Below are 10,543 nucleotides of genomic sequence, written 5' to 3' on the forward strand. Positions count from 1 at the left end.
TGGACTGCCATGCCCTCCTCGCGCGCCCCCAATCAGGTCCCCCCTCAGCGGCCTGCCCAATTCGCTTCGACTGACGTCGGCTCGCTCAGGCAGAGCATCAATCTCTTCCGAGGCTCGGTGAGCTACCAGCGCCCGCTGGTCCAGCTCCCGGGGAAGCTCGGAGACGACACGCTCGCGGTGGACCTGGGCCTCTCCTATGACAGCTCCATCCACCTCGCCGCGACGCGCTGGAACCTCGACGCGCCCACGGGCGTGGCCGGCCTGGGATGGATGCTCCCTCGCGAGCGGATCATCGCGGAGTCCGACGGCGCCCTGTCGCTCGCCGCGCGGCGCTTCAGCATGGAGTCCGGTGGCGCTCGCAACCGGCTGGTGCCCACGCCCCGCCCGTGGGTCCGCGCGATGCTGGACGCGGCGCTGACCTCGCGGCTGGGCGGGCCCACTGTCTCGCAGGAGCTCATCGCCGCCTTCGCTGGGGCCGGTCTCCCCCTGTCCACCCAGGCCACCGTCAGCGGGCAGGGCCCCTGGGACGTGGACGATCCCGTCCACGAGCAGTCCTTCGTCCTGTCCGAGCAGGCCGGCGCGGACGGCGCGGCGGTGCTCGCGGTGGCGGCGGGCGGGCTCGGCTTCGAGCCGCAGGACTTCAGCTTCTGGCGCTTCCGCTACTACCCGGCCTACGAGCGCTGGGTGGCGGTGGATGACTCGGGCACGCAGCGGGTCTTCGGCGGTGGCGTCTCCGTCACTTCCCAGGGCTTCGCCACCAGCACCGGCCACGGCATCGAGTGGGGCGTGCGCTTCGGCGGCGCGCAGGGCAACTGGGTGGGCAGCTCGACGCGCCGGGAGGGCCAGGCGCAGTACGCGCACGCGTGGAACCTGGTCGCGCGCGTGGACCGCTACGGCGACCGCGTCACCTACGCGTACGACGCCGTCGAGCAGCGCGTGGGCGCCGAAGGGCTGCCGTACACCAAGGCCTGCTACCTCTCGCGCATCACCGGCGTGGGCGGCCGCAGCGTGGCGCTGGACTACGCGCCCAAGTGGTACACGGCCACCGTCCACGAGTACCAGGACCCGCACAAGGTGCTCGTGCCCGCCGCCGACGGCGTGGCGCCGGAGAACCTCACCACCCCCAACGCCTTCCAGGACCGCTACGAGACGCAGTACCTCGACCGGCTGCGCGTCCTGGACGACGCGGGCCGCGAGCTGTACCGCGTGACGCTGGACTACGCCCCGCCGCGGGCACTGCCCGGCACACCCGCCGCGTCGTCCGCCGACCTCTGCAAGCGCTTCCTCACGGGCATCACCGAGCAGGACCCGTCCGGACGCAGCCTGCCCGGCTACGTGTTCGGCTACGCGCTGGAGGACGACGCGACCCACCCGGGCGCGCTCACACGCGTCACCTATCCCGAGGGCGCCACCGGCACCTTCACGTACGACGGCGCCATCCCGCTGGACATCTGCGAGCGGGACCTGACCGTCACGCCGCCCGCGGGCTTCGGCGCCACCGGCAACACGCCCTTCGTCTGGCAGGGGCCGGACTACGCCGTCACCTGCTGGCTGGATGCACAGCGCAAGCGGCTGAGCCTCCAGGTCCACACGTGGACGGGACGCTGGCAGCGCTCCACGACCTACGAGGGGCTCGCCTATGAAGGGGAGAAGGCGCTGGACGCGGACTCGCTCGCGGGCATCACCTCCACGGACTTCTTCGGGCTGACCTTCCGCGTCGGCGACGAGGTGCGCGTGCTGCCCTTCCGGCGCAGCACCCTGCGCGCGTGGGAGTGGGCGCCGTACGCGGGCGGGGACGGCACCTCGTGGCTGTCCTTCCCGAAGGCGACGGGCGCCCGGCTCGCCGCCGGAGAGCGCTTCCTCCTGGCCATCGTCTCCGGCTTCGACGGCGCGGGTGACAGCCTCTACCGGCTCACCTGGGACTGGCAGCGGCGCGCCTGGGATGGCGGGGATGCGCCCGCTCTGAAGAATGGACGGACGCTGCAGGTGCTCGCGCGCGGCGAGCGCTACCTGCTGTGGCAGCACCTCAACGGCAAGGGGACGGTGTCGCTGGCGTGGCTGGACGGCGACCACCGGTGGAGCGATGGCGGCTCCCTGGACGTGGACCTGGGGCCCCGGCAGACGGAGATGTCCTGGGCGGACGGCCCGTCCATGGTGGCGTGGTGCGAGGCCACGGACTCCAGCGCCACCGGCCGCTACGCGCTGCGCGTGCGCCGCTGGGACGCGGACTACCGGTTCCAGGAAGGGCAGGGCGTGGACGCGGAGAACCTGCGCCTGTCCTCCGTCACGCAGGTGCCCCTGCCGTCCTGGCCGCCGGCGCCGTCCGTGTCCGGCAACGAGCTGGTGGGGACCGACCGGTACCTGTGGCGCTTCGATGGCGTGGACTGGAACACCTCCGAGGCGCTGACCGACCAGGGACGCGGCCGGCCGGGCTGGCTGGCCTACGCGTACGGGCGCGACGTGGTGCTGCAGGTGCTCAACGTGTCGGATGGCATCACCACGCGGCTGCTCGCGTACGACGCCGACAGCGGCACCTTCGCCCGCGCGCCGAGGACGCTGCCGGCCCTGCCGCCGGGGGAGGACTCCGGCTACCCCGCGGCCACCGGCGAGGACTTCATCGTCGCCGCCAACACCGTCTGGTACCGCGGCGCCGCGCCCGGATGGAAGGGGCCGGAGAGCGAGCAGCCCGTCTACGAGGGCGCTCCGGAGGGCACGGACTCCTTCAGCGTCGTCGACGCGGCCCCGGACTTCACGGGGTGGCGGCTGCCTCCGGGCGCGGGGGCCGCGCGCATCGCCCTGGCGCTCTTGGAGAACGGCCGCGCGAAGGCCACCTCCACCATCGCCGGCCAGACGTTCGTCAGCCCCTTGTCTCCGGAGGGACTGCTGTCTCCGCCTCGCGCGGGCAAGAGCCCCGCGGGCCCCGCCACCCTCGTCACCTACCCGCAGACGGCGCCCGACTTCGAGCGCGCGCCGAGCCTCACGCTGCACCGCTTCGTGGGCGGCGACATCCAGGGGCCGCTGGTGGACTACCCGGTGCGCTCGCTGTCCATCGACACCGGCCTGGGCGAGCCGCTGCGCTCCGTGTGGAGCTTCGACCGGGTGAGCGCCGCGTGCGACCCGTCCGGCGAGGTCATCAAGTACTACCGCTCCACGGCCTGGGATGGCTGTGACGACCCGTCCGCCGCGCAGGGCGGCCGGACCGTGGCGACCTACGACAACGGAGCCACGGCGGAGGGACTGAGCATGCTGGACGGCCAGCCCCTCCAGACGCTCACCTTCGAGGGCGCCGCGCTGTTCGCCGCGCCTGTCTCCGACGCCCTGGGCCTCACGCCCGACGTACCGCCGGGCACCCCCGTGCCGCAGGCCCTGCGCGCGCTGTTCCCGGCCGAAGCGGCGCTGTCCGCCCAGGCCGTCTACGAGGCCCGCCGCGCCGACGGACGCTACCTGTACTGGTCCGTCGAGGACCCCGCCACCGGGCGCCGCTACACGGTGGACAGCGACGAGGACCCGAAGTCTCCCACGGCGGTGCGCGGCTACACCGGCCGACTGGTCGCCAGCGAGACGAACACCTGGGAGGTCTTCACGTCGCGCGCCGGCTTCACGTCACTCCAGGACGCGGTCCAGGGAACGTGGAGCGAGGTGATGCTGCATGGCGCCTACGTGCGGCCGGCGAGCATCCGCTCCATGAAGGACGGCCTCGCGCTGGAGACGCGCTACGGCTACCTGGGAGGCCTCCCCGCGCCGCTGACGGGTGGCACCACCTCCGAGTCGTTCGACACACGCGACGTCCACGGCGTGACGTGGACGACGGAGATGGCCACCACCTTCGCCGCCGCCGTGCCTGCCTGGCGCGCCCTGGCGTGGGAGAACGTGCTGACCTCCGTCGCGCAGATGCGCACCCGGGTGTGGCCGAAGGACGGCGTGGACGCCGTGTCCGCGTGCGCCGCCACCACCTACGGCCCGTTCGAGACGGCTGGAGGTTGCACGGTGCTCGACGTGTCCGCCCGCTACGACTGGGGCGGCCCGACGGCACCGTCCGGCGCCCGGTTCCCGTTCGGCGCGGCCACCGTTCCTCCGGAGTGGTTCATGCGCACGCGCATCCTGACGCGCGACGCACGGGGCATCGCCACGCTGTCGCAGGACGCTTCAGGCGTGGCGCACTCCACCCGGGTGGATGCCACCGGGCAGCTGCCGCTGCTGATGGTGACGAACGCGGACCTGGCCGCGCAGGAGGCCGACGCCTGCGGCTTCGAGTCGCAGGAGCCGCTCTCCGCGTGGACCTTCACCGGAGGCGCCGCCGTCACTCCGGAGCGCGCCCACACCGGCGTCCGCTGCGCGTGGCTGCCGGGCGGTAACGCCGCCGTGGAGCGCGCACCGCTGACGCCCGCGGACAACGCGCGCACCTACGTCGCCGGCTGCTGGTACGCACGTCCCCGCGACGCCGCGGCCGGTGCGTCGCCCGTGCTGATCATCACCGTGACCTCGGGCAGCACGGTGGTGGGCGAGCCCCTCCGGATCGCGCTGGACGACACCTCCGGGCGCTGGGCCTGGGTGCAGGCGGCCGTTGCACTGGGCGAGCATCACGCGCGCCTCGCGTCCGACAGCCCGCTCTCCGTCAAGCTGCGCGTCGAGGCGGGCGGCGGCGAGCTGTGGGTGGACGACGTGGGCTTCTACCCGCGCGACGCCAACGTCATGGCGCAGGCCTTCGAGCCGGGGACGCAGAAGCTGACGGCCAACGTGGGCCCCGGAGGCCTGACGTCCCGGGCGCTCTATGGCCCCACCCGGCGCATGGTGGGCCAGGTGCGCGCCAACGGGTCGCTGAAGGGCGTGCAGCTGGAGTTCAGCTCCCGCCAGCGCAACGCCGCCTTCGAGCCGGGGGATCCGAACGCCCAGGTGGTCATCCAGGCCACGCGCGGCGGCACCGCGCAGACGTTCCGCGACGGCGAGGCATGGCGTGACGGATGGACGCCCTCGGCGGAGGGCGCCTGGCGCGCGGCCTCGGGCCTGCTGCTGCACGAAGGCACCACCGGCGCGTCGCTCACCGCCACCTCGCCGGAGGCGGAGGCGTGGGCCCTCTACGTGGAGCCCACCGCGGTGGACGGGGGCCCGGTGCGGTTGTCGCCCGGCTTCGGCTTCACGGTGGGCACCGCCGCGCGGCTCTCCTGGGACGGCGGCTGGCGTCTGGAGGTGAGCGGGCAGGGTGTCTCGCCCGTGGGCGCGGGTGCCTCCAGCCCGGCCTCGCTGCTGCTGGTGGTGACGGGAGGCCGGCTGCTGTTCTGGACGGACGGCGGACTGGTGTTCTCCGTGGCGGCGGGCGTGCGCGGAAGCGCGGCGCTCACCTCGGGCACCGGAGCGCTCGGCCTGCGCAACCTGGCGTGGATGGAGGGCCCGGTGATTCAAGCGCGCCTGCAGGACTCCACCGGCGCGGACCGGCAGCTCCAGGCGCTCGGGGGGGACACGTACCTCGTCAACCAGCTCATCGAGGACGCGCTGGGGCGCACCATCGTGAAGACGAAGTCCGTGCCTGGAGACTTCGGCTCGGGCGCGGCGCTGGCCCCGCTGCTCTACCGGACGGGGCTGGTGGACCTGCCGGCCTTCCAGGCCTCGCTCGCGGGCAGCGGCGTCATGGCCGGCGACGCGACGGACTACTGGAACGGTCAGCCAGGCCGCTCCGCGGACGGGGGCTACCCGTACTCGCGGCGCCTGCTGGAGGCGTCACCGTTGGGGCGCACCGTGGAATTGGGCCTGCCGGGCGCCTCGTGGTCCATCGTCGACCCGTACACCACGCCCGCGGACTCACGGCCCACGACGAAGGTGCGCTACGCGCCGGACGCGGCGGTGCTGCCGGGGTTGGACCTGCCGGCCACCGACTTCCGCGTCACCACGCTCATCTCCCCCGTGGGCGAGCGGCGCCTGAAGGTGCGTGACGCGAAGGAAGCCGCGCTCGCCGTGCTCGTGCCGCTGCGGGACGACTCCACGTACGTCTCCGCGATGGACCTGGGCATGCAGCCCACGGGCACGCGCACGCGCGTCATCCTCCCCGACGGCTGGCGGGATGGCACGGACAGGGCCATCGTCCGTGACTACGACTGCCTGGGCCGGCTGCTGCGCGAGTCCACTCCCGACGCGGGGGAGACGCGCTACGTCCATGACCGGGGCGGGCGCGCGCGCTTCGTCCAGACCGCGGCGGACGCGGCCGAGGGCCGCATCAGCTGGACGACCTACGACGCGATGAGCCGGATGACGGCGCGCGGCCACGTGGCGGCCGAATGGAACGAACCGCTGCTGCTCGAGCGCGCGGAGCTCCCGGGCTGGCCGCTGACGGATCCGGACTCGGGCGCGGTGACGACGGGCGTGTGGCGCTACGACGGCGACGGCTGGGACCCGCTGGCGCTGGGACAGCTGGTGGACTCCCGCTCCCAGGACACGGGGGCGCCCGCGACGGTGGACTCCTCGTACCGCTGGACGCCGCTGGGACAACCCGCGGCGCGCACCCTGCGCGTGACGTGGGACGACGGCGAGGAGGCCGCGCCGCTGGAGGTGACGTTCGGCTACGACAACACGAACGCGCTGGTGCACCTGGGCCTGCCGCGTGAGCTGTTCCCCCAGCCCGGGCCGCTGCACTACGGCCGCGACGTCCAGGGCAACATCACCTCCATCCAGGACGAGGCGGGCACGGAGCTGGCCTCGTTCGGGTGGGATGCGATGGCGCGCGTCCGCACCAGCCGCTCCGGCCCCGTGAGCTGGGAGCTGGACTACGACTCGCCGGGCCACCTGCTGCAATCCACCGCCGCCGCCGGGACGAGCGCCACGCAGGCGTACACCTTCGCGCCCGACAGCAACGTGCGCGGCGCCAGCGCGGTGCTCGGCACGCAGCGGGAGCAGCTCGCCTATGGCTATGACGGGCTGGGCCGCATCACCGCCTCCGACACGGTGGAGGGCACCGATGCCGCCGAGCGCTTCCAGTACAACGAAGACCTCAACGGCAACATCCACGAGCTCTCCGGCGCGAGCCTGTCGTACGTCCCGGGCGGCAACCGGCTGGACACGGTGGCGTGGCCGGACGGCGGCGAGACGGCGTTCACCTGGCGGGCCGACGGCACCGTGTCGTCGCGCCGCACGCGGGGCACCGGACCGGTGGACCTGGACTTCGCCTACGCGCCCGGCATGGCGCTGCCCCGGCAGATCCACGTCCGTCCCGGCGCCAGCGACGCGAGCACCGTCGAGTACGCCTACGACGCAGACGGCGTCCGCGTGGCCACCCGGGTGAAAGGCCCCGGTGGCGAGGAGCGCGAGGTGCGCTTCCCGGGGGAGAACCAGCCGCTGTTCGTGACGGGCGGGAAGAGCGGCACCGTGCTGTACGTGCCGGGCCCCACGGGCTGCCCGCTGGTGTACCGCGACGGCGTCCGCTACCACGCCTCCAGTGACCGGCTGCGCTCCACGCGCGCGCTGTTCGATGCACAGGGCACGCTGGTGGAGGGCTTCGGTTACACCGCCTTCGGCGCGGCACGGGAGACGACGGGCGCCGCGCCGTGGATGCGCCTGCGCTTCTCCGGCGCCGAGTACGACGCGGAGACGGGCCTCTACAACCTCAACGCCCGCCTCATGGACCCGGTGCTGGGCCGCTTCTACGCGCCGGATCCCGCGGACGAGTTCCCCAGCCCCTACACCTACGCGGGCAACCACCCGACCACGCGGGTGGACCGCACGGGCGCCACTTCGGAAGGCGTCCGCGCGATGGTCGTCGTGTTCTCTGGCGCCGTCGCCGCCGTGGGGACCGTGGCGGGGCTCGCCCTCGACGTGACGACGATGGGGAGAACGGCGGGGCTGTCGGCGCTCGCGAGCATGGTCTCCGCAGCCGGCTGGAACGGCATGACCTACGCGCTGACCACCGACGACTTCAGCTGGGGGGAGTTCACCGGCACGGTGGCCGTGGGGGCGGTGAGCGGCTTCATCCGTGGTGGCATCTCCGGTGGCATCCAGGGACGCGCCAGGAAGGGCCGGGAGGAGAAGGTGCGGGGCGGCTTCCAGCAGCGGGCCTCCACGTTGGCCGACAACGCGGCGAGGCCGGACGCCTCGTTCGGGACGAAGGCGAAGAAGTGGATGTCCGAGGCCACCTACTGGGACAAGTTGGAGAAGAGGCTCAGCCCCACGCAGGACGCGTGGCAGCAATTCATGGTGGCCCTGCCGCACAGCGCGATGGGCAACACCATCGGCTACGCCGTCGCCGGACTGGTTTCGATCCCGCTGACCAACCTGGCGACGCTCATCGTCACCGGTGAGAACGAGTTCGGGGTGGACTGGAAGGACGCCGCCAACGTCATCCTGGACGGGGTCTGGGGGCTGACCGTGGGCGTGGGCGGGACGTCGTTCGGCTACGTCACGAATCGCTACCAGCTCAAGGAGCGGCTGACGCGCAAGCTCGGGTCCGCGGCCAGAAACCTCCAGGGCGGACTGACCGGCCCGAGCGTGCTGGGCAGCTCGAGTGCCATGGACCTGGGGCCGTCCGGCGCGCTCATCGGCATCATGGGAATTTCCTGAGGAAGAAGGAGAGTCGATGCGAATCTGCGTGAAGACCGCGGTGATGCCCAAGGACAAGACCTGGGCGTCACCCATGAAGGTGGACTTCAGTGAGGACCTGCTGCCCGGTGAGCGCGTGCTCGGGGCGATGGCGGGGCTGAGCTACTTCCGGCTGTATTACGCCGACAACGGCTCCACCTCCGAGGCGGTGGGGCAGGCCAGCGTGACGCTGGTGCCGAACCTCACCGAGGACGCCGTCCACGTGTCGGCGTCGCTGGTGATGACCAACTACGATGGCGCGGAGGCGGCCTGTTCAACGGACGGCAGCGGGCACGACAGCTTCGTGCGCATCACCGTGGTCGCCGTGCTCGGGCTGTCGAACCCCGCGTACCAGGCGGTGGCGGGCAACCTCTACGGGCTCTCCGGACAGTGGGGCGAGGCCATCCCCATCGCCTCCGCTTCGGCGGACGCCCGCGCGTTCCTCGCCGGCTTCTACCTGGAGGGCAGCAGCGCGAAGGAGGTGAGCAGCCTGTCCTTCACCACCTCCGTGGAGAAGCCCGGCGGCGCCCAGGCGAAGGTGAGTGGGAAGGCGACCCAGAGCGGTGACGAGGAGCGGACGGGAACGGCCGACGTGGCCTTCCTGTCCACCGACGGGCTGTCCTACTACCGGGTCCTCTCCATCGACACGTCGTCCAGCAAGTGGACGGAGGTCGACGACGAGCGCGACGGCGTGACGTGCGCGTTCAGCGTGACGCCCACCCTGGATCCGGGTGAGACGGTGCGCCGGGCCGGGGTGCTCCTGCAGAACGTGAACATCAACTTCGAGCGGGACAAGACGAGCGACCTGGAGCTGTTCGAGGCGGGCGTCACGAGCGACACGCTGAGCATCTCGAATGGGAAGACCATCTCCGGGTCGCTCATCCTGAACATCTTCAACTCGCGCTCGGGAGACGACTACGGCATCGCGCCGCCCCCCACGAGCAACCTGACGGCGTTCGTCATCGCCGAAATCACAAGGCCGCGGCCTGGAGGTGCGTCATGAGCTGGGAAATCGGTCGCAAGGAAGTGGTCTCCGGAGACACGGCGACGTTCGACTTCTCGGGCGACGTGGGGCTCGCGCTGTATGGCATCTCGCGCTTCGACATCAACTTCGCCACCAGCGCTTCGGGAGGAAACCTGGGGGGCTCCGCCATCTCCGGGTTCGGCGTGAAGCTGACGCGGGAGAACGCGGGAGAGGACAGCCGGCGGCAGGTCAAGGTGAAGGCGGAGGTGTCGGGCACGCCGCTGTCGTCCGCCAAAGTGTGGATCACCGTCATCGCCTGGGTCGGAGGAGAGTCCAGCACGCTCTATGTCGTGAGCGGCGAGGAGCTGGCGACGGGACAGATGTCCAGGCCCGAGGCCGTGGTGTCCCTGCCGGAGTTCTCCGCCGCGGTGCTGTCGGGCTTCAAGCTCGACTTCGACTCGGGCAGTCACAACGTCAGCGGCGTGGGCGCGTCGGCGGGCATCTCGGCGTCCCTCACGGCCCCGGGCAGCGCCTACGTCACGGGCGCCGCGACGCTGACGGGCAAGGGCGCCTCCAACTGCACGGTGAGCCCGTCGGGGCTCGTGCTGGGCAGCGCGCAGGAGAAGGCGTGGTTCGGCATGGTCACCGACGCGTCGACCTACACCGTCACCGACACCAACTGGGGGACGACGAAGCTGCGGGTGGACACGGGCTCGGGGGTGCCGCTGCAACATACCGCGGTGCTGCTCCAGTCCTTCTTCGGGCGCTTCAGCGCGACGAGCCTGGGCCCCACGCCGCTCAGCTCGGTGACCATGGGCGCGGGCGAACCGGCGGCGGTGTCAGCCGAGCCCGGCGTCTTCGAGTTCGACTCCACCCGGTGGCTGGCCGACTGCACCACCATCGTGAACACGGGCAAGGCGATCTGGACGGAGGCGCAGACGTACTCGGCCGTCTACGTCTGGGCCGCGCTGGGCTGAAAGCCGGTCGCTTCGTGCCAGGAGAGGGCGGGGCGCTCAGGGG

Annotated in this window: 3 protein-coding genes; all 3 read left to right on the plus strand. The window is 72.2% G+C overall.

The window, feature by feature from the left end; translation table 11 throughout:
* Positions 1-117: 117 nt before the first annotated feature.
* Genes D7W81_RS01575 through D7W81_RS01585 form a run of 3 tightly spaced genes read left to right on the plus strand, consistent with a single transcriptional unit; the run spans position 118 to position 10,500 of the window.
* Positions 118-8,541 (plus strand): RHS repeat-associated core domain-containing protein, encoded by an 8,424-nt coding sequence (locus D7W81_RS01575; RefSeq protein WP_120553519.1) that lies wholly within the window; start codon positions 118-120, stop codon positions 8,539-8,541.
* Positions 8,542-8,557: 16 nt separating this feature from the next.
* Entirely contained in the window at positions 8,558-9,562 is a 1,005-nt protein-coding gene (locus D7W81_RS01580) for a hypothetical protein (RefSeq protein ID WP_120553520.1), read from the plus strand.
* Complete coding sequence (locus D7W81_RS01585; RefSeq protein ID WP_120553521.1) at positions 9,559-10,500, plus strand: hypothetical protein; 942 nt, start codon at positions 9,559-9,561, stop codon at positions 10,498-10,500. The genes D7W81_RS01580 and D7W81_RS01585 overlap by 4 nt, the downstream gene beginning before the upstream one ends.
* Positions 10,501-10,543 lie beyond the last annotated feature (43 nt).

Origin of the sequence: Corallococcus aberystwythensis (genome assembly GCF_003612165.1) — a bacterium.
Lineage (GTDB): Bacteria > Myxococcota > Myxococcia > Myxococcales > Myxococcaceae > Corallococcus > Corallococcus aberystwythensis.